22 protein-coding genes and 1 pseudogene are annotated in these 24,310 nt (G+C 64.2%); 8 read left to right on the top strand and 15 right to left on the bottom strand.

Going from position 1 to position 24,310, the window contains the following annotated elements; all coding sequences use genetic code 11:
• Positions 1 to 119 precede the first annotated feature (119 nt).
• The 4 genes from ACOGXC_RS09820 to ACOGXC_RS09805 are packed head-to-tail and all read right to left on the bottom strand — an operon-like array spanning position 120 to position 4,097.
• The gene (locus ACOGXC_RS09820; RefSeq protein WP_419918016.1) at positions 120 to 917 is read right to left on the bottom strand and encodes an ABC transporter ATP-binding protein; all 798 of its coding nucleotides are present in this window, start codon (positions 915 to 917) and stop codon (positions 120 to 122) included.
• Positions 914 to 1,858 (bottom strand): ABC transporter ATP-binding protein, encoded by a 945-nt coding sequence (locus ACOGXC_RS09815; protein ID WP_419918015.1) that lies wholly within the window; start codon positions 1,856 to 1,858, stop codon positions 914 to 916. The genes ACOGXC_RS09820 and ACOGXC_RS09815 overlap by 4 nt, the downstream gene beginning before the upstream one ends.
• Positions 1,855 to 3,231 (bottom strand): branched-chain amino acid ABC transporter permease, encoded by a 1,377-nt coding sequence (locus tag ACOGXC_RS09810; protein WP_419918014.1) that lies wholly within the window; start codon positions 3,229 to 3,231, stop codon positions 1,855 to 1,857. The genes ACOGXC_RS09815 and ACOGXC_RS09810 overlap by 4 nt, the downstream gene beginning before the upstream one ends.
• Positions 3,228 to 4,097, bottom strand: coding sequence for a branched-chain amino acid ABC transporter permease (locus ACOGXC_RS09805; RefSeq protein ID WP_419918013.1), 870 nt, complete (start codon positions 4,095 to 4,097; stop codon positions 3,228 to 3,230). The genes ACOGXC_RS09810 and ACOGXC_RS09805 overlap by 4 nt, the downstream gene beginning before the upstream one ends.
• A gap of 267 nt (positions 4,098 to 4,364) precedes the next feature.
• On the opposite strand from ACOGXC_RS09805, the gene ACOGXC_RS09800 reads away from it, so the two are divergent.
• Entirely contained in the window at positions 4,365 to 4,928 is a 564-nt protein-coding gene (locus ACOGXC_RS09800) for a nuclear transport factor 2 family protein (protein ID WP_419918012.1), read from the top strand.
• Between the two features lies 1 nt (position 4,929).
• Here the strand turns inward: ACOGXC_RS09800 and ACOGXC_RS09795 are convergent, their stop codons facing one another.
• Entirely contained in the window at positions 4,930 to 5,724 is a 795-nt protein-coding gene (locus tag ACOGXC_RS09795; protein ID WP_419918011.1) for an SDR family NAD(P)-dependent oxidoreductase, read from the bottom strand.
• 69 nt (positions 5,725 to 5,793) lie between these two features.
• Between ACOGXC_RS09795 and ACOGXC_RS09790 the strand changes: the two genes are divergently transcribed.
• Complete coding sequence (locus ACOGXC_RS09790) at positions 5,794 to 6,849, top strand: hypothetical protein (RefSeq protein WP_419918010.1); 1,056 nt, start codon at positions 5,794 to 5,796, stop codon at positions 6,847 to 6,849.
• 57 nt (positions 6,850 to 6,906) lie between these two features.
• On the top strand, positions 6,907 to 7,440 hold the full coding sequence (locus ACOGXC_RS09785) for a UGSC family (seleno)protein (RefSeq protein ID WP_419918009.1): 534 nt from the start codon (positions 6,907 to 6,909) through the stop codon (positions 7,438 to 7,440).
• A 71-nt stretch (positions 7,441 to 7,511) separates the two neighbouring features.
• Here the strand turns inward: ACOGXC_RS09785 and ACOGXC_RS09780 are convergent, their stop codons facing one another.
• From ACOGXC_RS09780 to ACOGXC_RS09770, 3 genes are all read right to left on the bottom strand, one after another.
• Positions 7,512 to 8,369, bottom strand: a complete 858-nt coding sequence (locus ACOGXC_RS09780) for a PAC2 family protein (protein ID WP_419918008.1) — start codon at positions 8,367 to 8,369, stop codon at positions 7,512 to 7,514.
• Between the two features lie 123 nt (positions 8,370 to 8,492).
• Positions 8,493 to 12,209 (bottom strand): hydantoinase B/oxoprolinase family protein, encoded by a 3,717-nt coding sequence (locus ACOGXC_RS09775; RefSeq protein ID WP_419918007.1) that lies wholly within the window; start codon positions 12,207 to 12,209, stop codon positions 8,493 to 8,495.
• Positions 12,210 to 12,213: 4 nt separating this feature from the next.
• Positions 12,214 to 13,368 carry a UDP-galactopyranose mutase gene (locus ACOGXC_RS09770; RefSeq protein ID WP_419918006.1) on the bottom strand — a complete coding sequence of 385 codons (1,155 nt, stop codon included), beginning with the start codon at positions 13,366 to 13,368 and terminating at the stop codon, positions 12,214 to 12,216.
• Positions 13,369 to 13,529: 161 nt separating this feature from the next.
• On the opposite strand from ACOGXC_RS09770, the gene ACOGXC_RS09765 reads away from it, so the two are divergent.
• On the top strand, positions 13,530 to 15,788 hold the full coding sequence (locus ACOGXC_RS09765) for a xanthine dehydrogenase family protein molybdopterin-binding subunit (RefSeq protein ID WP_419918005.1): 2,259 nt from the start codon (positions 13,530 to 13,532) through the stop codon (positions 15,786 to 15,788).
• Here ACOGXC_RS09765 and ACOGXC_RS09760 read toward each other — a convergent pair.
• Both ACOGXC_RS09760 and ACOGXC_RS09755 read right to left on the bottom strand, forming a co-directional pair.
• Positions 15,785 to 16,993, bottom strand: coding sequence for an amidohydrolase family protein (locus tag ACOGXC_RS09760; protein WP_419920056.1), 1,209 nt, complete (start codon positions 16,991 to 16,993; stop codon positions 15,785 to 15,787). The genes ACOGXC_RS09765 and ACOGXC_RS09760 overlap by 4 nt on opposite strands.
• Positions 16,994 to 17,111: 118 nt before the next feature.
• Positions 17,112 to 17,588: a flavodoxin family protein gene (locus tag ACOGXC_RS09755; RefSeq protein ID WP_419918004.1), complete on the bottom strand. Its 477-nt coding sequence runs from the start codon at positions 17,586 to 17,588 to the stop codon at positions 17,112 to 17,114.
• Positions 17,589 to 17,655: 67 nt separating this feature from the next.
• Between ACOGXC_RS09755 and ACOGXC_RS09750 the strand changes: the two genes are divergently transcribed.
• Entirely contained in the window at positions 17,656 to 18,813 is a 1,158-nt protein-coding gene (locus tag ACOGXC_RS09750) for an amidohydrolase family protein (RefSeq protein ID WP_419918003.1), read from the top strand.
• A gap of 22 nt (positions 18,814 to 18,835) precedes the next feature.
• Here the strand turns inward: ACOGXC_RS09750 and ACOGXC_RS09745 are convergent, their stop codons facing one another.
• The 5 genes from ACOGXC_RS09745 to ACOGXC_RS09725 all read right to left on the bottom strand — a co-directional run bounded on the left by ACOGXC_RS09745 (position 18,836) and on the right by ACOGXC_RS09725 (position 21,965).
• On the bottom strand, positions 18,836 to 19,303 hold the full coding sequence (locus ACOGXC_RS09745) for a cupin domain-containing protein (RefSeq protein ID WP_419918002.1): 468 nt from the start codon (positions 19,301 to 19,303) through the stop codon (positions 18,836 to 18,838).
• A gap of 72 nt (positions 19,304 to 19,375) precedes the next feature.
• Positions 19,376 to 20,668 carry an LLM class flavin-dependent oxidoreductase gene (locus ACOGXC_RS09740; RefSeq protein WP_419918001.1) on the bottom strand — a complete coding sequence of 431 codons (1,293 nt, stop codon included), beginning with the start codon at positions 20,666 to 20,668 and terminating at the stop codon, positions 19,376 to 19,378.
• Positions 20,668 to 21,573, bottom strand: a complete 906-nt coding sequence (locus ACOGXC_RS09735; protein WP_419918000.1) for an alpha/beta fold hydrolase — start codon at positions 21,571 to 21,573, stop codon at positions 20,668 to 20,670. The genes ACOGXC_RS09740 and ACOGXC_RS09735 overlap by 1 nt, the downstream gene beginning before the upstream one ends.
• A gap of 18 nt (positions 21,574 to 21,591) precedes the next feature.
• The gene (locus tag ACOGXC_RS09730) at positions 21,592 to 21,798 is read right to left on the bottom strand and encodes a hypothetical protein (RefSeq protein ID WP_419917999.1); all 207 of its coding nucleotides are present in this window, start codon (positions 21,796 to 21,798) and stop codon (positions 21,592 to 21,594) included.
• A 14-nt stretch (positions 21,799 to 21,812) separates the two neighbouring features.
• Positions 21,813 to 21,965, bottom strand: coding sequence for a hypothetical protein (locus ACOGXC_RS09725; RefSeq protein WP_419917998.1), 153 nt, complete (start codon positions 21,963 to 21,965; stop codon positions 21,813 to 21,815).
• A gap of 207 nt (positions 21,966 to 22,172) precedes the next feature.
• On the opposite strand from ACOGXC_RS09725, the pseudogene ACOGXC_RS09720 reads away from it, so the two are divergent.
• The 3 genes and pseudogenes from ACOGXC_RS09720 to ACOGXC_RS09710 all read left to right on the top strand — a co-directional run.
• Positions 22,173 to 22,340 (top strand): annotated as a pseudogene (locus ACOGXC_RS09720) (transposase); the annotation flags it as partial.
• A 42-nt stretch (positions 22,341 to 22,382) separates the two neighbouring features.
• The gene (locus tag ACOGXC_RS09715) at positions 22,383 to 23,075 is read left to right on the top strand and encodes an IS1595 family transposase (RefSeq protein WP_419920055.1); all 693 of its coding nucleotides are present in this window, start codon (positions 22,383 to 22,385) and stop codon (positions 23,073 to 23,075) included.
• Positions 23,076 to 23,176: 101 nt separating this feature from the next.
• Positions 23,177 to 24,301, top strand: coding sequence for a DNA methyltransferase (locus tag ACOGXC_RS09710; protein WP_419917997.1), 1,125 nt, complete (start codon positions 23,177 to 23,179; stop codon positions 24,299 to 24,301).
• Positions 24,302 to 24,310: the final 9 nt, after the last annotated feature.

Here is a 24,310-nt window from a genome sequence, read left to right as displayed (position 1 = left end):
CCCCTCCGGTTTTTGTATGGGTTCCAGTGCCGACACAGCTTCCTGCCGGCACAGTGATCGCACACCCTAGCCCAAGCCGGGTGTCGAGGCGACTTCTAGTTAACTTCTAAATTAACGTTCTAGTGCTCTACGACCTCGGTGCCGAGGTAAGCGGCGATCACCCTTTCGTCCTGCTGCATCTGCGCCGGGGTGCCTTCGGCGATCTTGCGCCCGAAGTCCAGAACCATCACATGGTCGGCTATGGACATAACCACCCCCATGTCGTGCTCGATCAAGAACACCGTCATGTTCAGCTCATCCTGGGCGGAGTAGATGTAGCGGATCATGGCTTGCTTCTCGTCAACGCTCATACCGGCCATGGGTTCATCCAGCATGAGCAATTCGGGTTCCATGGCCAGCACCCGGCCGAACTCCACCCGCTTTTGCACCCCGTAGGGCAGGCCGCCCACCGGTTCCCGGCGGAACGCTCCCAGGTCGAGCAACTCCACCACCCGCTCGATGGCTGCTCTGGCCGCCAACTCCCGCTTCACCGCCCTGCGGGTGAACAGCCCTCCCTCGATCAGGCGGGTGTGCTCGTGGATGTAGCGGCCCAGCAGCAGGTTGGTGAGCACGTTCTCACCCATGAACAGCCCCAGGTTCTGGAACGTTCGAGCCACTCCCAGGCGGGCGATCTGGTAGGGGCGGTAGGCGAGCAAATCCTTGGTGGCCTCCCCGCGGGGGTGGAACTGCACCTGCGCTCCCCCGAGCGGCGTGTACACACCGGAGATGGCGTTCACCAGCGTGGTCTTGCCCGCCCCGTTGGGGCCGATGAGCGCGAACAGGGAGTCCCGCTCGACCCGGCCGCTGATCGAGTCGCACGCCCGCACCCCCCCGAACTGCACGGTCACGTCGTCGAAGCTGAGAATGGCGTCGCTCATGGTTCCGGCACCGGTGATCTCTGCCCGGGGGCCGGGGGTGGTTTATCGCTGGGTGATCTCTGCCCATGAGCCGGGGACCGTTCCCGGCCGGGTCGCTCAATGGCGGCGTAGGAGGTGTGGGCTTCCCCGCCACCGCCCAGGTACAGCTCCTGCACCATGGGGTTGCCCCGGAGTTCGGCGGCCGTGCCTTCCAGGAGCACCCGGCCCAACTCGAGCACGTAGGCGTGGGCGGCGTGCTGCAACGCCAGGCTGGCGTTCTGCTCGATGACGAGGATGGATGTGCCTCTGGCCTTGTTGATCTCGGTGAGCAGCTCGAACAGGCGGTGGACGATCCGGGGGGCCAGCCCCAGCGAAAGCTCGTCGCAGATGAGCAGGGCCGGCTGCGACATCAGTGCCCGCCCCACTGCCACCATCTGCTGCTCGCCCCCCGACAGCAGCCCAGCCGTTTGGCCCAGAAGGGGGCGGAGTTGGGGAAACAGCTCCAGGTTCTGCTCCAGCGAATCGTCGATACCATCGGTGTCGCTACGGCTGGCCGCACCGCACAGCAAGTTTTCCTTGACCGTCAGATTGGGGAAGAGCTTGCGTCCTTCGGGAACCTGAGCCACCCCTGCTTTGACGATTGCGGTGCTCTTGCGGCCCAGAATCGACTGGCCGCCCAGAGTGATGCTGCCCTTGCGAACCCTCCCCTTGTGCAGGTACAGCAGGCTGGTTATCGACCGTACCAGGGTGGTTTTGCCCGCACCGTTGGCTCCCAGAACCGATATGAACCCCCCGCTGGGCACGGTGATGTTCACGTTGTTCAAAGCGGTTACACCCCCGTAGGCCACCTCCAGCCCCTCGATGCGCAGGTCCAGCCCGGTCGGGTTCACAGGTTGGTTCTGGTTATCCAGTTCGGTCGGGTTCACGGGTTGGTCCTGGTTATCCAGTTCGGTTGGGTTCACGGATTGCTCCTTGACAGCGACCGGCCCACCCAGGTCTTGAAGTCCCTCCACATGCCGGCCAGGCCCGTGGGTTTGAACACCAGGATTATCACCACCAGAAGGCCCTTGATGGCCAGGTCGATCTCGCTGGCGTGGTCGCTCAAATAGTCGATGTCGCGCACGAACCACAGCTCTTCTCGGGCCCATTTGAACCATTCGGGCAGGAACCAGAAAAAGGCCGACCCGAAGATGGCCCCCTGGATGCTGGAGAAGCCGCCCACCACGATGATGACGGCATAGTCCAGCACCTTCTGCACGTTGAAGCTGTCCTCGCCCCGGGAGCCGGTATAGAAGGAGGCCAGCACCCCCGACATCGCCACAACCGCCGACGAGAGCGCGAAAGCCATGAGCTTGGAGCGGGCCACGTTGATGCCCAGCAGCGACGCGGATACGTCGCGATCGCGCACCGCGGCGAACGCCCGCCCCTCCCGGGTGCGGATCACGTTCACCATGAACAGCAGCGACACCACCGTGATGGGCATTATCACCCAGTACCACCGGAACTGCCCGGTGATAATGAACTCGCCGTTCTCGTCGGGGTCGATGTTGGGCAGCCAGTGCAGCCAGGAAGCGATCCTCGGCGCGTGCTCGCCCTTGAAGCGGATGCCCACGAAGCCGAAGTACTCCTGGAGGTATTCCCGCCACACCAGCATCATCACGAAGTGGAAGCCGAAGGTGGCCAGCAGCAGGTACAGGTGCTTCAGCCGCAGCGCGGGCAGCCCGGACACCGCACCAACCACCGCGCCGGCGACGGCTGCTGCCGGCAGGGCCAGCCAGAAGTTGCCGCCGCTCCATTGCACCCCGACGATGCCGGCCATAATGCTGCCCAGCGCCAGAAAGGCCACATGGGCCAGGCTGATCTGGCCCGAGTAACCCACCAGCAGGTTGAAGGCGGCTGCTCCCATGGCGAAGATGAGCACCGTGTTGACCACCACGAACCAGGTGGCCCACGGGAACCCCATGGGCGGCGTGAAGTCGGACGCCAGAACGAAGGGCAGTGCCAGCAGCCCGAAGATGGTCACCGCGGCCCAGGAACGATCGCTGGGGGTGCGCCACAGTCGTATGTCCTCGCGGTGGGTGAGTTCTCCCCTGGGGGTCCACATCCAGGCCAGCCGGGCCACCACTGCCAGGATGGCCACGGTTATTAGGGCCTTCCACCAGAAACCCAGGCCATCGGTGGTTGCCCCCAGGATGAACGGGACGACCGCGGCGGCAACGAAGGGCAGGAACCGCTGAAGGGCCGAGGGACGGTAGGTCACCTGCTGATCCCCGCTCCGGGTCCTTGCAGCTTTGCCATCTGCTGAGCGCTGGGGTTTGCCAGTGTTTTTGGTCACACCCGCTCCAGGTCCTTTCGGCCCCACAGGCCGGTGGGGCGAACCAGCAGCACCACGAACATCACCGAGAAGGCCACCGGCTCCCGCCATTTCGTACCCAGGTGGCCGTTGGCGAACTGTTCGATCACCCCCACCACCAGGCCACCGATGATGGAACCCCCCAGCGAGGTGAGCCCGCCCACCACCGCCGCGGGAAAGGCCCGCAACCCGATGGCGGCCAGGTTCTGGTCGATGGCTCCGGTGACGTGGCCGAACAGCAAACCGCCCAACCCGGCCATGGCCAGGGCTGCGGCCCAGGTCATGGCGTATACCTTGTCGGGGTCGATGCCCATGGCCGCAGAAGCCTCGATGTCGTCGGCCACCGCCCTGATGTGCAGCCCCATTCTGGTGTACTTGAAGAAGGCGAAGAACAGCAACACGCACAGCGCCACCGCGCCGAGGATGATCATGTCCACGTATCTCACCGTGGCCCCGCCGATCTCGAACGTGCCTTGGGGCAAAACGGTGAGGCGTCCTCGTTCGGTGGGGCCGTAGAAGATCAGAAGCAGGGCGCGAATAACAGTGGCGATACCGATGGTGGCCAGCACGATGGCAAAAAATCCCTGCCCCACCATCCGGCGCATGATGCCGTAGTGGATGAACAGGCCGAACACCAGCATCACGGCCAGCACTGCCACCAGGCCCAGGAAGAAGTTGAGCCCTTCGGATACCAGGAAGGTCACGGCGAAGTAGGAGCCCAGCATCAAGAACTCGCCGTGGGCCAGGTTCAATACGTCTGTGCTCTTGTAGACCAGCACGAATCCGAGAGCCACCACGGCATAAATGGCACCCAGGGCAAGTCCACCGATCAGGAGTTGCAGGTTCACGCTCGGGTCAGCGGTGAAATTGCCAAAAGCTAGAAGCATGGAACCCCGGTGAAATTGTCAACCGCTAGAAGCATGTTCCCCCATATTCCCATGTGCCGAGCTGCCTTTGTGCACCGGCGATGGGTGAAGCTAGTTTTGGCTGGCCGCTTGGGGCAAGTTCGCCCATTGCCGGTCAGACCCCGAGCCGGTCGATCCCAAGAGCTACCAGAGCAAAAAGCGGCAGGGAGAAGGAGCAAGAGTTTGAAAGATCTACAAGGAGCAGAGACTGTGTCCGGTTCAACCGCTGAATTGTTGGAGCGCATTGCCCGCCTGGAGGCCACCGAGGCAATCCGCAACCTTGTGGCGCGTTACGGGATGGCGGTGGACGACCGTGATCTGGATGCGGTGGCCGAGATGTTCACCCAGGATGCCGTTTTTCGCCATGGTGATGGGGCGGTGGTGAACGAGGGGCGCCAAGCCATCGTCGACTTTTATGCCGACAGGTTGTCGTCTTTCGGGGCAACCTACCACTACCCCCACAGCCACCTTGTGGAGCTGGACAGCCACCACACCGGTTTGGCTTCGGGAACGGTTGCCGCTCATGCCGAGATGGCTATCGGGGGGCGCACCTTCATAACCGGTTTGCGCTATTACGACCGCTACCGGCTGGACGGGGGCCAGTGGCGGTTCTCGGAGCGCAGCATCGCCATGCTGTACTACATGGATATGGCTGAGCTGGCCGAGGGGGGCCTGGGCGAGAAGGACCGCAAGCGCTATTTCGGAGAGGTGGGCCCGGCGGAACTTCCCGAGGGTTTGGACACCTGGAAGAGGTTCTTCGAGGCGGCCGGCTGATCTAGGCCACCGACATGCCACCGTCGATCACGATGGCGGTGCCGGTGGTCCACGACGACTCGTCGGACGCCAGGTGCAGGGCGAGTTGGGCGATTTCCCCGGTGGTGCCCAGGCGGCCGATGGGGTGGCGGACCTTGGCGGCATCGATCATCTCGTCGATGCTGGCATCGGCCGGTGCGCTGGCGGTGGCTGAGAAACCTCCCCGCTTGGCGTAGGTGGCCCGCACCAGGGGAGTGGGCACCGTGCCGGGGCAGATGGCGTTCACCCTGATGTTGTCGGCGCCGTAGTCCACCGCCATCTGCCGGGCGAGGCCGATGACGCCGGCCTTGGCCGCCGCGTAGGAGGCGATGCCCGGCACACCGATCACCCCACCCACGCTGGCCTGGAGCACCAGCGACCCGCCGCCCGCCTCGATCAGATGAGGTAAGGCGTACTTCACGGTGAGCCACACGCCGGTTAGGTTCACGCCGATCACCCGGTTCCACTCCTCAACTTCGAGGTCGCCGGCCCGGCCCGGCCCGTCCACCCCGGCGTTGGCGTACACCGCGTCGATACCCCCGAAGGTCGCGGCCGCCTGCTCGGTCATGGCCTGGCAGTCTTCCGGCCGGGTCACATCCACCCGCAGGCCAACCGCGGCCCGGCCAATCCCAGCCGCGGTGTCATCGGCCGCTTCACCGTTGATGTCGGCGCACAACACCAGGGCCCCCTCGGCGGCGAACAAGGTTGCGGCCGCCCGGCCGATGCCCGATCCCGCGCCGGTGACGATTGTGCGTTTGCCTTCGAGTCTTCCAGCCACGGCCCAGAACCCTACTAGAACTCGACTGGCTTGGAGGACGGCATCTTCTCCAGGGGCTAGCTTGGTCCTGTGGCTCAGGAGTTGTTGCTGGCGCAGGCCGATGTTCAAGAGGAGTTCTTCGAGCGGGGGTGGACGGACGGGCTTCCTGTGGTTCCCCCCACCCCCGAGCGGGTGAGGGCCATGCTCGATCATGCCGGGGTGGAAGCAACCGAGATCGTGGGCACGGTGCCCGAACGCTCTCGGGAGATCACCGCCAACAAGGCGGCGATCAACGCGGTGATGGCGGGTTGCAGGGTCGAGTACTTTCCGGTGGTACTGGCTGGTTTGTCGGCCATGCTCGACCCTCGCTTCGGCTGCCACACGGTGATAACCAGCACGGGGGGAGCGGCGTTGGGCGCGGTTGTGAGCGGGCCGCTGGTGAAAGAGCTGGGTTTCAACACCGGGCGTAACGCGTTGGGGCCGGGCTGCCGGGCCAATGCCACCGTGGGCCGGGCGTTGCGGCTGGTGGCCACGAACGTGTTGGGAGCCAAAACGGAGACCCTCGATGGTTCATCCCTCGGGCATCCTGGCAAGTACACGATGCTCGTTGCCGAGGAGCCTCCTCCCGAGGGTTGGGAACCGCTGAGAGTGGAGTTGGGCTATGGCGAAGCCGACACCACGGTGACCATGTTCCCCTCGGAAAGCCCCCACCAGGTGGCCAATCACCTGAACGGTGACCCGGAGGGCATCTTGTTGACCTTCGCGGCGGCTATGACCAATCCGGCCACATACGGGGTGGCGAAGAAGCACCAGGTGCTGCTGGTGATCGGCTACGAGCACCGCCGGATCCTGGCCGAGGCGGGCTGGACCAAGCCGGCGGTGCGGGAGTTCTTGGCCGAGCACACCAGGGTGACCCCCGAGCACCTGGCCACCGGCGGGGTGCTGCTGGAGTTCACCGCCCAGAACGACATGACCCCCGATGCCGATGGCCGGCTGGCCACCGTGCGGGGTCCCGATGACATATTCTTGGTGACGGCAGGAAGCGCAGGGGCCGGTTGGTCGGCCTACATCCCCAACTGGGCCCCCGTGGTTCACTCCCAAGCAGTAACCCGCCGGGTCATGCCACCAGGAGATGGATTACCCTGAGGAACAATGCCACCAGGAGATGGATTACCCTGAGGTTAGGTTAATGGAGGAGGTTTGATGTCTTCGATAAGGGTCTTGTCGCCGGTCTACGAGGAAGCCGGGCCGGTGGAGGTGTCGATGGCACCTCGCAGCAGCCCGGCCGAGCCGGTGGTGATCGGGGTGATCGAGAACGCCAAGAACAACGCCAAGGAGTTGCTCACCTACCTGGCTGAAGGGCTGAGCAACCGCCTACCGGTGGCTGACATCGTGGTTCACTCCAAATCGGCGGCGGGCAAGCCCATTGATGCCGATGCCGCCGAGATGCTGGCCGCCCGGTGCCATCTCATCATCTCGGGCCTGGGCGATTGAGGGGCTTGCACCGCGTGCAGTCTGCACGATGCCGTCCAAATGGAGGCCCGGGGCATTCCGTCCATGCTGGTGATCACCGAGCCGTTCCGCCCGGTGGTCGAGGCTTTCGCCCCCACGGTGGGCATGGCCGAGTACCCCGCGGTAACCGTGCCCCATCCCGTTTCCACCCTCGACGACGAGTCTCTGCAAAAACTGGCCACCACCGTTGTCGACGAGGCCATCGCCCGCCTGACCTCGCCGTAGCGCTTGCCTCGCCGTAGTACTTACTGCGCCGTAGCGTTCACCTCGCCGTAGTATTTACTGCGCCGTAGCGCTTACTTCCAGGGGTCGCGAAGGAAGGCCTCGAATTGGGCGGCGAGATCGTCGCCGGTGGGTAAAAGATCCTCGGCCTCGTCCACCTGCTGCTCGAGCTGGGCTACGTAGTTCCTGATGTCGTCGTCGCCGGCCACCGCGGTGTCCACTCGCTCGCGCCACTCCGCGGCGGGTTCGTCCAGCGTCTCGTGATCGGTGATTATCCCGGTGATCAGCTCGAACCGCTTCAGCAGCGACCGGGTGGCCTCGGGGTTGGGCGGCCCGGGCACGTAGTGGGGCACCGAAACCCGCAGGGAGATAACCGGTATGCGGGCCTGGTCCAAGGCATCGTGCAGCGCACCCACCAAGCCGGTGGGGCCCTCGTAGGTGGGGCGGCCCAAGCCGAACATTTGGGCCAGTTCGGCGTTGGTGGAACTGCCCACCACCCCCAGCGGCCGGGTGTGGGGGGCGAGGCCGACCATGGCTCCGAGGGTGACCACCAGACCGGCTTGGCACCTGGTGGCCACCTCCACCAGGTAGCCGGCGAAGGTCCGCCACCGCAGATCGGGTTCCACACCGTCCACCACCACCAGGGGATGCTTGGCCCCGGCACGATCCACCGCGTCCACCCGGGTGATGGGCCATGTGATGACGCGGTTGCCGCTGCTGTCCAGGCTGACCTCGGGGCGGTGATCCTGGAAGTTGAAGAAGGCCTCGGGGTCGATGCGGGCCAGGGGATCCACGGTGGGGGCGCTTTCCTTCATCATCCGCACCGCGGTGGTGGCTGCCTCGGCCGCGTCGAACATCCCCTCCAACGCCACCACCATTACCGGGTTGTACTGGGCGGGTTGGTCCACCAGCCATTCCAGTTCCACCGCCATCACCCCAGACTCACACTCCCATGGCATCGAGGCAAACCTATTCTCCTTCTTCCTCACACTCCCATGGCATCGAGGCAAACCTATTCTCCTTCTCCCTCACACTCCCATGGCATCGAGGCAAACCTATTCTCCTTCTTCCTCACACTCCCATGGCGGGGGGCCGTGCCCGCCTCCTCCGGGGGTGGATATCTCAAGGGCATCGCCGGGGGCCATCTCGGTACGGAATACACCGGGATGGTTCTCCACGGTGCCGCCGGATCGCAGGATACGGTTGATCCCCAACCGTCCGGGCCGCCCTCCCCTGATCCCGTAGGGGGCCGTGACGCGCCGCCCCGACAGAACGTTGAGGCTCATGGGCTCGTCGAAGCGGATGCGTCGCACCACCCCGTTGCCTCCCTGCCGGCGGCCGTCACCGCCGCTGTTCTCGCGGATCGAGAAGTTCTCCACCATCACCGGGTAGCGCTGTTCCAGGACTTCGGGGTCGGTTAGCCGGGAGTTGGTCATTCCGGTGTGAACGGCATCGCACCCATCCCGCTCGGCGGTGGCTCCCGCGCCCCCGCAAACCGTCTCGTAGTACTGGTACCGCTGGTTGCCCCACACCACGTTGTTCATGGTGCCCTGCGAGGCGGCCACCGTGCCCAGCGCACCGAAAAGGGCATCCACGATGAGCTGGGAGGTTTCCACGTTTCCGGCGAACACCGCAGCCGGTTCCACCGGGCTTATGAGGCTGGGCGACGGTATGGCCAGCTCCACCGGATCCAGGCACCCGCTGTTGAGCGGGATGTTGTCGCCCACCAGGCACCGCAGCACGAACAGCACCGCCGCCCGGCAAACCGGCTGGGGGGCGTTGAAGTTGCCGGGGTGCTGGCCGCTGGTGCCGGTGAAGTCGATGGTCAACCTCCGGCGGTCGTGGTCCACCCGCAGGGCCACCGCCACCCGCGCCCCGTCATCGGCATCGGCGGCAAAAGAGGCATCATCGAGGTGGTCGATCAACCGGCGGACCGATTCGGCGGCGTTGGTCCGGACATGGCCCATGTAGGCGTGGACGGTGTCCAGGCCGTAGCGGTCGATCACCTCGGCCAGGGTGAGCGCCCCCTTGTGGCAGGCGGCCAGTTGGGCCTTGAGGTCGGCGAGGTTGACCTCGGGGTTGCGGGCCGGCCACTCGGCCCCGGTGAGCAGGGCTCGAAGCTCCTCCTCCCGGAACCGACCCTGCCGGGCCAGCACTTCGGCGTTGAGCAGAACCCCCTCCTCGGCGATGCTGGAGGAGTCGGCCGGTGCCGATCCGGGGGTGGTCCCGCCGATGTCGGCGTGGTGGCCCCGGGCGGCAACGTGGAACAGGATTTTCTGGCCGTCCGGGTCGAAAACGGGCATGACCACGGTCACGTCGGGCAGGTGGGTACCGCCGTCGTAGGGGTTGTTGGTAACGAAGGCGTCACCGGGGGTCATGGCGGGGTGGCGGGTTATGGTCGCCCTGACGGCCATGTCCATCGAGCCCAGGTGCACCGGCATGTGGGGGGCGTTGGCCACCAGCTCGCCATCGGGATCGAACACCGCGCACGAGAAGTCCAACCGCTCCTTGATGTTCACCGAGGCTGCGGTGTTCTCCAGCATCACCCCCATCTGCTCGGCCACGTTCGAGAAAAGGTTGTTGAAGATCTCCAGCTTTGCCGGATCGCACTCGGTGCCGGCCCCCAAACCTTTCCGAGGGGTCACCCGGTTCAACAACAGCTCGCCTCCGGTAGCGACGGTTGCGGTCCAGCCCGGTTCCACCACCGTGGTGGAGTGGGGGTCAACGATCACCGCCGGGCCTCGCAGGTTGCTGCCTGGGGGCAGGTGGGTTCTGTCGTGGAACGCGGTTGCCAGGCTTCGGCCACCGAACGTGGCTCGGTGCTGGGCAATGGGGTGGGGATCGCCGGTGAGCTGGGTGGGCCGGCCGGCCAGGGCATCGGTCAGGGGGCTGCGACCCACGGCCTCCACCTGGATCGATTCCACCACGATTGGAGCTCCTGGGGGGGCGAATCCGAACCGGGCCCGGTGGCGCCCCTCGAAAGCCGACTTCACCGCCGGGTAGTCGCCGGCGGTGACCTCCAGCATGGTGTCCGAGCCCTGGTAGCGCAGAAACAAGCTCACTTCGATTTGGATATCGGGTAGGGCCCGGTCGTCGGCCATAGTCGGGGTGGGGCTACTGCGGTGGGTTGGGGGGAGGGTTTGGATATCGGGTAGGGCCCGGTCGTCGGCCACCTGGGTGCGGGTCGAAGCGGTTAGCTCATGGATGTCGGGGCCCAGGGCCACCAGCAACTCCTCGGTAAGCGGGTGGCCCACTGCCCTCTCGGCCACCGAACGAACGTCGGCCAGCCCGATGCCCAGGGCCGAGAGCACCCCGGCGTGGGGGTGGACCAGCACGGTGGTCATGCCCAGCTCGTCGGCCACCCGGCAGGCGTGCTGGCCGCCGGCACCGCCGAAGCAGGCCAGGGTGTAGGAGCTCACATCGTGCCCCCGCTGCACCGAGACGGTCTTGATGGCACCGGTCATGTTCTGGGTGGCCACGTCCAGGAACCCCTCGGCGACCTGTTCCGGGGTCCACGGCTGCCCGGTGGCCTCGGAGATCACCGCAGCCAGGTCGGCGAAACCGGCTCGGGCCGCGCCGGTGTCGAGGGGCTGATCGCCCCCGGGACCCAGCACGGCGGGGAAGTGGTCGGGGTGCAACCGCCCGAGCAACACGTTGGCATCGGTCACGGTGAGCGGCCCGCCCTTGCCGTAGCAGGCCGGACCGGGTTCGGCCCCGGCCGAGTCGGGCCCCACCCTGAACCGGCTGCCGTCGAAGACCAGGATCGAGCCACCCCCGGCAGCCACGGTGTGGACCAGAATCATCGGTGCCCTGACCCTGACCCCGGCAATCACCGCCCCGGTGGTGCGCTCGAAGCGGCCGTCGTAGTGGGACACATCGGTGGAGGTCCCGCCCATGTCGAACCCTATGAGGCGGTGATGACCGGCAGCCTCGCCGGTGCGAGCCATGCCCACCACCCCTCCGGTCGGCCCGGACAGCAGGGCATCCTTGCCCCGGAAGTGGTCGGGGTGGGCCAGGCCCCCGTTGGACTGCATGAACATCAACGATGGGTGGATCCGGTTCCGGACGGTTTGAATGTGACGGTTCAGCACGGGGGTCAGGTAGGCATCCACCACGGTGGTGTCGCCCCGGGGCACGAGGCGGATCAGCGGGTTCACCCGGTGGCTGACCGAGATGTGCTCGAATCCGGCGGCGGCGGCGATTCCGGCCAGGCGGGCCTCATGGTCGGGGTAGCGGTAGCCGTGGAGGAGCACGATGGCTACCGACCGCAACCCATCCCGGCCGGCTTCGACCAGTTGGCGGCGGGCATCGTCCTCGTCCAGCTCGCGCTCCACGGTGCCATCGGCCCGAACCCGCTCATCCACGCCGATGACCCGGCTGTACACCATGTCGGGCAGCACGATGTCGAGGGCGAACAGATCGGGGCGAGCCTGGTAGCCGATGCGCAGGGCATCGGTGAACCCCTGGGTGGTGACCAGCACGGTGGGCTCGCCCCGGCGTTCCAGCAGGGCGTTGGTGGCCACGGTGGTGCCCATCCTCACCTCGGCTATCTCGGAGGCGGGGATCGGCTGGTCGGGCAGCAGCCCCAGCAGGGACCGGACGGCTTCCACCGCGGCATCCTCGTACTGGGGGCTGTCCGACAGCAGCTTGACGGTGGCGATGTCCCCGCCGGGCCGCTGGGCCACCACATCGGTGAACGTGCCCCCCCGATCTATCCAAAACCGCCAACCTCCGGGGGTCTGCCAACCTCCGGGGGTCTGCCGGTTGGGCATTTTGCTAGCCGGCCAGGTCGGTGAGGATCCGGGCGGCCACCGACATGGCATCGGCTATGGCTTCGTCCTGGTTTATGTAGCGGTAGGTGGCCAGCCGTCCGGCGAAGTACACCGGGATGGAGAAGCGGGCGGTGATCCAGCCGGCCAGCTCGGCGTTGCGGCGTTCGTTGACTCCGTCGGCGGTCAGCACCGGATAGTGGTTCTGGGGGGCCCCGGGCATCTCCTCGCTCACCACCGTACCCCCGATCCGCTGGCCGGTGGCGTGCTTGGTCTCCACCGTGCGGGTGTGGGGCACCCGGGCCGAGGGTCGGTTGGTTACGTAGGCCGGCGTTATCACCCCCCCAGGGTCATTCGTGGGATGGTAGTGGGACCGCATCTCTATGCCTCGCCACTCCAGCTCCCCGGGGCAACCGGCGAAGTCGTCCAGGGCGGCGGTGATGACCACCGCATCGTAGGCGCGCCCCAGATCGTCGGCATCGTCGATGGTTACCTCGGTGTTGAGCGTGACCGCCACCACCGACAGCACCGACTCGATCACCTCGTTGATGCCGTTGGGCGGGAAGTACTGCCACCGGTCCCGGAACAGCCCGCGGTGATCGTCGGTGCGCAGCTCCACCCGCTTGGGCGCGAAACGGGCCGACAGTTCGGTTGCGGGCCGGCCCCACTGCTTGGCGGTGTAGTCCCGGATGAACAAGTCATAGAGGGTACGGCCCATCATCGACACCACGTAGTCCTCGAAGTTGTCCCCCGTGGGCCGGGACGGGAGACCGGCCAATTCCCGCTCCACCGCCGGCCACACCGGCAGCTCCTTCAGCTCCGACACCTGCGGGGGCCACGACAGCAGGCATCCCTCGTCGTCGGCGTCGTCGGGTGACAGGTATACCTCGGTGAGCACTTTGTGGTCGTAGGGCCGGCTGAGGCCGTGGGCGGTGACGAACCGGTTCACCACCGGGTCGGAGGTGTGGAAGATGTGAGCACCGTTGGGCTCGTAGACCACCCCGTTCAACAGCTCGACCCTCGAGTGCCCGCCCACCACGCCGGCCTTCTCCAGCACCTCCACCGCAAGGCCCATCTCGGTCAGCAGGCGTCCGGCCACCGCTCCGGTCCACCCGGCCCCGACAATGGCGATGCGTTTTCTCCTGCCGGTGGGTTTTCTCACTGGTCCGGCAGCGAATCGAACGAGAATTTGGTGAGAAAATCAAGGGCCTGCGGGGAGTGCTCATCCAGAGCCGGATCGTAAAGCTGGGCTAAATCCATGGAGCAGTTCTAACATCCCCTAAATCTCAACCAGCAAAATCTCGACCAGCAAGGGGGAATGCTGTGGCTAATTCTGGTTCGATCCTGGGCAATTCCGTTGTTCGCCGCGAGGATCCGGGACTGTTGACCGGCGCGGAGCGCTATTACGACGACCTGACCCCCGAGGGCACTGCCTACATCACGTTCGTGCGCTCACCAGTGGCCCACGCGGTTATTGAGAGCGTGGATGTGAGCGAGGCCCAAGCCATGGAGGGCGTGCTGGCCGTTCACACCGGTGAGAGCATCGGCCTGCCGGCCACCCCCGGGTTCCCGATGCTGCCGGTATTCGAGCGCCCTCAGATCGCCCATGACCGGGTGCGGTTCGTGGGCGACATCGTGGCCGCGGTGGTGACCGAGACCCGCGAGCAGGGTACGGACGCGGCCGAGATGGTGCTGGTTGACTACGACCCCCTGCCCGCCGTGGCCGACCCCAGGAAAGCTCTGGACGAGGGGGCCGAGGTGATCTGGCCCCAGAATGAGGGGGGCAACCTGGCCTTCCACACCGAGTTGGGCGACGACGATGGCCTCGCCGGAGCAGCCCACGTGGCCGAGGTGACGATGGAGAGCCAGCGGCTGGCTGCCGTGCCCATGGAGCCCAACGGCATTCTGGTGGAGCCGGGCCTCCCCGGCGGGGGCATGACCGTGACCCTGCCCAGTCAGTCCCCGATCGGGCTGAAGGAGGGGTTCGCCGGCCTGCTCGGCCTGGACGGCGACAAGGTACGAATCCTCGCCCCCGCGGTGGGCGGTGGATTCGGAGCCAAGACGGGCATCTACCCCGAGTACCTGGTTGCCGCCAAAGCGGCCCTCGACCTGGGCCGGCCCGTCAAGTGGACGGAGTCGCGCTCGGAGGACATGGTGTCGCTGGTGCATGGTCGGGGCCACACCCTCACCGCCCGGATGGGGTTCGATGGTGATGGCCTCATTACCGGGCTGAACCTGCATGTGCTGGCCGACTCCGGGGCCTACCCGGCCATCGGCAGCTTCTTGACCGTGCTCACCCAAACCATGTCGCAAGGCGTGTACCGGATTCCCAAGATCAAGTTCACGGGAGACTCGGTGGTGACCAACACCACTCAGATCGCCGCCTACCGGGGAGCGGGTCGCCCCGAGGCCACCCAGATCCTGGAGCGGGTACTGGATGTGGCCGCCGACGATCTGGGCATTGATCCTGCTGAGATACGGCGACGCAACTTCATAGCTTCCGACCAGTTCCCCTACGCCACCATCACCGGGGCGCAGTACGACTCCGGCGAGTACAACAAGGCGCTGGATGCCGCGCTGGCTGCATCGGGCTATGACGAGCTGCGCGCCGAGCAGGCCGCCCGGCGGCAGTCGGGCAGCACCAAGCTCTTGGGCATTGGGTTGTCGTCCTATGTGGAGATCACCGCGCCTTTGGGTTTGCACAGCGAGTACGGCCGGGTGGATGTCGTGAGTGACGGTACCGTTGAGGTGCGGGTGGGCACCAGCGCCCACGGCCAGGGCCATGAGACCGCCTTCTCGATGATCGTGCATGAGCTTTTGGGTGTGCCCATGGAGAACGTCAAGCTGATCCAGTCGGACACCGACGAGATCCCCCGGGGGCAGGGCACCATGGGATCCCGCTCGCTACAGACCGCGGGCAGCGCGGTTTACCGGGCCAGCGAGGAGGTGCTGGCCCAGGCCAAGGAGCTGGCCGCGCAGCAACTGGAGGCCAGCGCCGACGACATCGTGGTTGGGGATGGTGGTCTGCACGTGGCCGGTGTGCCCACCCAGTCGGTGTCGTGGGCCGAACTGGCGGCCGGGGCCGAGATCTCTTACGAGCTCGACTTCGATCAGGGGGGCTCCAGCTTCCCGTTCGGCGCGCACGTGGCGGTGGTCGAGGTGGACACCGAGACCGGTGGGGTCGAACTTGTGCGCCACGTGGCGGTGGACGACTGCGGCACCGTGCTGAACCCGCTATTGGTGGCCGGCCAGCAGCACGGAGGCGTGGCTCAGGGCGCGGCCCAGGCCCTGTTCGAGTGGGTGCAGTACGACGACGATGCCAACCCCCGAACCGCCAACCTGACCGACTACCTCATGCCCTCCGCCGCCGAGCTGCCCAGTTTCGAGGTGAGCAACACCGAGACGGCCAGCCCGCTGAACCCGCTGGGGGCCAAGGGCATCGGCGAGTCGGGCACCATCGGCTCGACCCCGGCCATACACAACGCGGTGGTCGATGCCGTTTCCCATCTGGGGGTGGTTCACATCGATATGCCCACCACTCCCGAACGCATCTGGCGGGCCCTGGCTGCCACCAGCACCTAGGTGAAGTTCAGGCCCAGCAGCTTGATGGCATTTCCCCGGGCGATCTTGTAGACCGCGCCGGGGTCGAGGTGGCCGAACAGGCGGGTGGCCACCTCGCGGGTGTTGGGCCAGGTGCCGTCGGCATGGGGGTAGTCGGTCTCGAAGGTGATGTTGTCCACCCCGACCCGGTCGAGCAGGTCGATTCCCACGCTGTCCTTGAAGAAGCAGCCGTACACCTGGCGGTAGTAGTAGAAGGACGGCGGTTCGGGGATGTTGCGCCGGGCCTCGCTCCACCCCTGGTGGGTGACCCATACGTCGTCCGCTCGTTCCAGGGCGTAGGGGATCCACCCGATCTGGGCCTCGGCGTACATGAGCTTGAGCTCGGGGTAGCGGTGCAGCACCCCCGAGAACAGGAAGTCGATCATCGAGGCTGCGCTGTTGCAGAAGATCAGCGAGGCGGTGACCGCGTCGGGAGCGTCGTCGGCGGTGGACACCGTGCGGGTGCCCGAACCGATGTGCATGCACACCACCGTTGCGGTCTCGGCGCAGGCGGCCAGGAACGGATCCCAGTATCCCGAGTGAATGCTGGGCAGCCCCAGCCAGGTGGGAAGCTCGCTGAACGCCACGGCCCGAACCCCCCGGTCGGCGTTGCGGCGGACCTCGGCCGCGGCCAGCTCGGCATCCCACAGCGGGACCAGGCACAGGGGGATCAGTCGCCCTTCCGAGTCCCCGCACCACTCCTCGACCATCCAGTCGTTGTAGGCCCGGACGCACAGCAGGGACAGATCCATGTCCTGGCGCTCGGCGAATAGCTGGCCGCAGAACCGGGGATAGTTGGGGAAGCACAGCGAGGCGTCGGTGTGGTTCATCTCCATGTCGGCTATGCGGGCCTGGGGCTGCCAGCAGCCGGGGCGCATCTCGTCGTAGGTGATTCCCTCGGTGGACAGCTCGTCGTAGGGATAGCCGGCCGCGGCGATGAGCCGCTTCACCGAGTAGGTGTGATCCTCGTAGAGCCACCAGGCCACCTTGCGACCCCCGGTGCCGGGGCGCTCCCGGTAGGTGCCGCCGTCGAGCACCACCTCTCCTTGGGGCAGGTACTCGATGCGGGGGCCAATATCGCGATACCGGGCCGGGAGCCGGCTGGTCCACAGGTTCGGGGGTTCCACCACGTGATCGTCCACGCTGATTATGCGAGGTATCCCGGTGTGATCGTCCACGCTGATTATGCGAGGTATCCCGGTGTGATCGTCCACGCTGATTATGCGAGGTATCCCGGTGTGATCGTCCACGCTGATTATGTTATGCGAGGTATCCCGGTGGTCACCGGGGTTTCGTTGGTCATGGTTATTTTGATGGTTCCGGTATCCCGGTGGCCCGGTGGGCGACCAGGATATTGTCCACGAACCGTGGTACCAGCACATCCAGGTGGTTCTTGTTGAACGCCCGGCGGTGAATGACGTTGGCACCCTTGTAGGCCAGCAGGTCGGCGATCTGGTCTATGCAGTTGCCCGGATACCACTTGTAGGTGGCGAACGCGGCCACCGGCTTGTGGTGCAGCGACGGTAGCGTCATCAGCTTTGCGGTTCCGCCGGGGCGGTGACCGAACAACACCAGCCCGTCCACCCAGGTGCCCACGGCCAAAAGGTCGGCCTCGGCTATCTCGGAGAGCTTCAAACCGTGTACCGGGCGTACCGACACCTGGCCCCCTGCCCGTTTCAGCTCTCCGCCGATCATCTCGGCGGCCCTCTGGGTGTTGCCGGTGCGGCTTTCGAAGATCACCACCGCCTTCATTGCGTCAAGTGGCATTGCGTCAAGTGGCATTGCGTCAAAAGGATACCACGGCCCCTTGTTCCGGCGGGGCCACCCGGTTTGGTGGCACGATGGGGGCATGGGCAAGTACGGGTACTACGTGATCGATGCCGACGGCCATGGGGGAGAGCCACCCCGTTGGCGGCATGGAATCAGCGCCGAGTGGCGGCCGCAGATGGTGGAGTACGTGGCCAGGATGAAGGCGATCTACGGCGACCTACCGGGGGCCGGTTCGAGTGTTCACACCGAGGAGGACCGCAACTATGGCGGCTACGCCCCGGGGGAGTTGGACTTCGAGACCCCGCTTCAGCGGGAGGGCATGGCCGTCCCCGGTCCCCGGATCACCGACATGGATCTCGAGGGCATCGATGTGACCGTCATGTTCCCGCCCGGCTCCGGCGAGGAGTGGGCGCTGGGCGATCCCGGCTTTGCCGCCGAGCTGTGCCGGCTGCTCAACGATGCTCGGGCATCGTACGCGGCCCACGATCCCACCCGGTTGAAGCTGGTTGCCAAGCTGCCCATGATCCACCCCGAGCGGGCCGCGGTCGAGCTGGAGCGGTGCCTGACCCGGTACCCCGACGTGTTCGTGGGCATGGTGACCGCCCAGCACATCTTGCACCGCAACCTGCACCATCCGGCTCACGATGTGGTGTGGGATGTGGTGAACCGTTACGGGGTCGCGGTGTGTGTCCACGGCGGCGGGCAGGCTCCCGACCAGGTGCCCATCGTGGTGGACCGTTACGACACCCGGTTGGAGAAGCATGCTTTCACCCACCCCTTCGGGGCCATGCTGGCCGTGATGAACTTCACCGTGGGGGGAATCCTCCACAAGTTCCCCGATCTGCGGGTCGGCATCATGGAAGCCGGTTGCGGCTGGCTGCCGTTCTGGCTGGAGCGCCTGGACGAGGAGTACGAGTTGATGCCCGACCAGGCCCCCATCCTGGATCGCAAACCATCGGAGTACTTCCTGTCGGGGCGGTGCTTCGTGGGGGTGGAATCCACCGAGTCGGCCTTGCCCCACGTGATGGATCAGGTGGGCGACGACATTCTGTGCTACTCCTCGGACTACTGCCACTGGGACTGCGATTTCCCCCACTCGGTGAAGCTGCTGGTGGACCGGGACGACCTCAGCGCCGAGCGCAAGCAGAGGATCCTCACCGCCAACCCGGCCCGGCTGTTCGGTATTCCGGTTCCGTCCCAGCCGGCCTTTGAGTTCGGTGTCCCGGTTCCGTCCTAGCCCGTTTTCCTAGCTGGTTCTTCTAGTCGGTTCGGGGTCCGAACCAGTCGGGGAGATCCACCGGGGGATGGGGTAATTCGTTGATTCCCCGCTCCTTCAGGAGGGCGGCATACTCCTCCTTGCCGGCGGGAGCGGGACGGGAGTCGCCGAAGTAGATCTCCAGGATTTCTGCCCCCTCGCGGCCGGCGATGATGGGCCCGAACGTGGCCTTGTGGGGGAGCTTGATTAGGGTTCCGGCCCGGCAAACCTCCTGGTCGAAGGTCACCTCGCCGTCGATGACGAATACGAAGTGGTCGCTGTTGTGGCCGTGGCGTTCCAGCACCAGCCCGGGGTCGTAGCGAGTGTGGTACACCGCCCGCTGCGGGGTCAGTTCCAACATTTTCAACCACACCGAGACCCTCTTCCCACCGGCGTGTTGCTGGCTCTTCACCTCGGCGAAGTCCATGTCCTCGGCGTGGATGTAGGAAACCCGGGGTTGTGGATCGGTCATGGTCAGGCTCCTTGGATATCTCGTATTCCTTGTATATCTGGTGGGGTGTATCTGGTGGGTGTCGCCGGCCGATCACCGGAACATCTTCAGCGCCAGGCTGTCGGAGGTGTCCTCGGGGCGGTCGCCGGCTTCGGCGGTGACCGGGTTCAGCTCATCGGGTGGGGTGAGCGCCAGGCTCACCGGGGTGTTCAGCTCGAACGGGTCGGCCAGTCCCAGCTCTCCACCGATCTCCCGCAGGGCCGGCACCACCTTGGTGCCCATCAGCTCGATGCATCTCAGCGAGTCACCATGGCTCATGCCGCCGTCGTTGCCCCACAGCATGAGGATCGACGGCCGGCACGTTTCCAGCACCACCCGCAGCTCGGCGATCACCTCGTCGGGGGTGCCGGCCACGATCTCCCGTTTGGCGAGTTGATCCTCGAAGGGAGCGGCCCGTGAACCCCGAACCTCGGTGTTGGCCATGCGAGCGTAGTCCAGCCGCCGGGCCGGCGATCCGTAACCCGACGGGCTCACCCAGTAGGGGTGCCCGATGCCGGTGAACTCGCCCTGCATCCACATGAATTGCTTGGCGTTGTCCCTGGCCCTGTCCCCGTCGTCCTGCACGTGTACTCGCAGCAGGTAACCCCGGTTCTCCGGCCCCGGCTCGTAGCCCGAGGCCCGGGCCGCCTGGTCGTAGATCTGCCACAGTTCACCGGTGAGATGCAGCGGAGTGTTGAGCGATATATAGGGATAGCGATGCTGGGCCGCCCACCGGATGGTTTCGGCGCTGAACACCCCCGGTACCCAGATGCGGGGGTGGGGTTTTTGCAGCACCCGGGCCCAGGGGTTCACCACCCGGTACTGGAAATGCTCGCCCTCCCATGAGAAGGGGCCATCGTCGGTCATGGTCTTGACCAGCAGATCGTGGGCCTCGTTGAACCGCTCACGGTTGTAGGCCGGGTTGGCGTTAAGGCACACCGACTCCTGGCCCGCTCCGCGCACGATGCCGGAGATGAGCCTGCCTTTCGAGATCATGTCGATCATGGCGATCTCCTCGGCGAACATCAGCGGGCTGTCGTAGGTGGGCAGGGGGTTGCCGAGCTGAACGATCTTCGCCCGCTCGGTGATGGCGGCCAGGATGCTGGACATCACCGTTATGCGGGCCTGCATGCAGAACGGGGCGTTGTGGTGCTCATTCACCATGATCCCGTCGAAACCCACCTGATCGGCCAGCTTGTACTCCTCGATGCGTTCGTTGAACAGGCGGCTTCCCTCCACCGGGTCGTAGTACTTGTTGGAGAACAGCACCGAGGTGAAGCCCTCCTTCAAGCCCTCCTCGGCGGGGTAGGCGCTCATTGGCTGCTCGGTGAAGTAGGACAGGAACATCAGCGGATTCCTCCGGTGAGGGCGGGCGAGGTTTTTGCGGTGGTGGCGGTCGTTGCCGTGATTATGGCCGCGAGTGCTTCGGGATTTTCCAGGTCGACGGCGTGGCCACAGTTGGGCACAACCTCCAGGGAGGCCTCCGGCAAGGCTTCCAGGTAGGCGTGAGCGCACTCCAGCGGTACAACCTCATCCCTGTCGCCCCACACCAGCACGGTGGGCACGTTCACCCCGCTCAGCAGCGGGTGCAACCGGCGGTTGTACATGTAGGGCTTCCACGCCACCCGGGTGGTCATCTCCCGGTTCATGTCCCAGGCGACCAGGGTGCTGTCGCCAACAGTGGGTTCGCCGTCATCGGTGCCGGTGGCTTCGCTGCGGGCTGTGTCATCGGTGCCGGTGGCTTCGCTGCGGGCTGTGTCATCGGTGCCGGTGGCTGGGTAGATGGCCTCGTATGCTTCCGGTCGGGAAAATGCGGCCCTTACATAACCCGAGTGCGATATCAAGAACTGGTCGAGGATGCGCCCCTGCGGGGGCAGCAGCCCGGCCGCGCCGACCAGAACGAGCTGCTTGAGCAGTTCCGGGGCCATGGTGGCCAGTTCGGCCGCCACCCAGCCGCCGAACCCGCAGCCCACCAGCTCCACCGGGCCCAGGTTCCGAATTCGCAGCCACTGGCCCACCAGTAGGGCCAGGTCGCGAGGATGGCGGGCCCAGTCGGGTCGCTCGGATCCCTCGGGTCCCCCGTAGCCGGGCAGATCCAGGGCGTGAACGGTGCGGCTGGTGGCCAGGGTGTCGTGTACGGGCATCCAGCCCGGGTTGCCGAAGGAGTGGTGCAGCATCACCAGCGGATCGCCATCACCGCCGACCAATGATCGCATGGCCAGCCCGGCCACAGTCGTGGTATCGGTTCGCATTGTCTTGACGCTATACCATCACTTGAGGAAAGCCGAAATCATGTTTTGGCCGTCAAAGCTGCCATAGATAATGGTTTCTTGGTTATTTAAATCTTTTAAATTGGCAGGTATGGTTTCATCCCCAATTAAACTGGTTAGTAACTCTTGGGTGGCTAGTAAAGTTGTTTGCGCTTTTTCTAAGAGTTGTTTAAATCTTTGTAAGTGTTTGTCTTCGATCTGGGGCATGGTGTTTTATTTGTTTATTCCGGGAAGGTGAGGTGTTGGAAGTCTTGGTTTTGGCCAGTAGCAACTTTTTCTTGTAAATCTTTCCAATCCTTAAAATACCGAGCATAATAACGATCTAAATCTGGGAACTGGGGTTCTAATATATTAACACGATCTTCGTCATACATATTCGCTCCTGTATTAGCAAAGAGTTCACTTAAAAATACCCGATGATTGGGTCCATGATCTCGGGGTATTTTGCCAGCCCGCATATAATTTTCAATCCTGGTTTGTAAATAACTACTTTGAGCATATAGTTGTCTTAATTGCTCGGTAATATTGGCAAAATCTTTGGGAATTATCGGGGTAACTTGACAAATGGCCTGTGACCTGCTATGATGTGGGGCATGAACTTAGTTGAGCTTACCATGAAATACCCCGATGATGCGGCTGCGGAGCGTTGGTTTATTGAGCGACGATGGCCCGACGGTATAGAGTGCCCGGATTGTGGATCGAAAGACAGAGTAACCGAAACGAAGCATAAGCAGATGGACTGGTGGTGCGGATCATGTCGGTCGTATTTCTCGTGGCGCAAAGGAACGGTGATGCAATCCTCGAAGCTGGGGGCAAGAACCTGGTTGATAGCCATCTACCTGCTGAGCGCGTCTCCTAAGGGGGTGTCCAGTGTGTCGTTGGCGAAGCATCTGGGCATCACCCAGCCGACCGCGTGGCACCTCGGCCACCGGATACGCCAAGCATGGGTGGACGGTGACGACCCGTTGATGGTCGGGCCGGTGGAGGTGGACGAAACCTATGTGGGCGGCAAAGACCGCAACCGGCCTTCGGGTGAGCGTGGCGGCCAGCGCGGCCCTACGGGGAAAGCGCCGGTGATGGGCGCCGCGGACCGGCACACGGGTTCGGTGTCGCTGCAAGCAGTGGACAAGGTGGACGGCAGCACTGCGGTTGGCTTCATAGCGGGTCGGGTGTGTTATGGTGGGGTTGTGTTCACCGACGAGGCCAGGGTGTACCAACGGTTGCGCCGCTTCGGATACCGCCACGGACGGGTGGCGCACTCCAAAGGCGAGTACCGGCGGGGCATGGCCTCGACGAACCGTATTGAGGGTGTGTGGGCGTTGCTGAAACGATCCTATGTTGGCACTTATCATTGGATGTCGCAGAAACACCTACACAGATACTGCGCCGAAGTGGAGAACCGGGTCAACAAAACCACCAGCCTCACCCACACCTACGACAGGCTCATCGGCAGGCAACTCCGATACGCCGACCTCGTCGCGTAAAGGAAACACGCAATGACCAGCACATCGGGGGGGGGGGGGGTGACCGTAACTGGGCTGACAAGACCATCTGGACAAGCGACAACTTATATGTGTTGCGCGGCATGAACAGCGAATCGGTTGATCTGATCTACCTTGACCCGCCGTTCAACTCCAAAACCAACTACGCCGCCCCCATCGGGTCAGCCGCCGCAGGCGCAGCGTTCAAAGACACGTGGACACTAAGCGATCTAGATACGGAGTGGATCGACCTCATGGAACATCAACACTCAGTGTTGTGGCGCGTGCTGCTCGCGGCGATGACCGATTCGGACAAATCTTATCTGGCTTATATGTCAATTCGGCTTATGGAAATGCATCGCATCCTGAAGCCAACAGGATTATTGTATCTGCACTGTGATCCAACCATGTCGCACTATCTGAAATTGGTGTTAGACGCGATATTCGGACGCAGCCAGTTCCGCAACGAAATAGTGTGGTGTTATTCTGGCGGTGGAATGTCAAGAAATAATTTTCCGCGTAAACATGACATTATTTTTCGCTATGCCAAGCAAGATGCAACAATAACTTACAATGTTGAGCGCAAACCCTACAAGGAGAATACTCAACAGGTGGGTAAGCATAGCACCTATAGCGGTGGACATGATATTGACTTGGAACGGGGCACACCCATTACTGATTGGTGGACAGACATTAAGACAGTAACTGGGTGGAGTTCAGAACGAACAGGGTATCCGACACAGAAGCCATTAGCTTTGCTTCAAAGGATAGTCAAGACCAGTTCCAACCCCGGCGACGTAGTCTTGGACCCGTTTTGTGGGTGTGCCACGGCACTTGTTGCTGCTGATGACTTGGGCCGAAATTGGGTAGGGATAGACATCTCTGGCAAGGCCGCGGAATTGGTCGTACAAAGAATAGAAGAGCGGCAAGGTTTGTTCCGCAATATCATACACCGTAGAGATATACCAGATCGTACTGATCTAGGCCCATTACCCCGCTACAACAGCCCAGAAAACCGCACACAACTCTACGGACAACAAGGCGGTCACTGCGCAGCCTGCGACGAACATTTCCAATCCCGTCACCTAGAAGTGGACCACATCATCGCACGCAACAAAGGCGGCACCGACCACATCAGCAACCTCCAACTCCTATGCGGCCATTGTAATCGGGTCAAAGGCGACCGGGGCATGGCATACCTCCGCGAGAAACTACAACTAGCCGCCTAGCCGTCAAGT

The organism is Candidatus Poriferisocius sp., assembly GCF_965202595.1.
GTDB lineage: Bacteria > Actinomycetota > Acidimicrobiia > Acidimicrobiales > Bin134 > Poriferisocius.
This window is presented reverse-complemented; position numbering and strand designations above follow the sequence as displayed.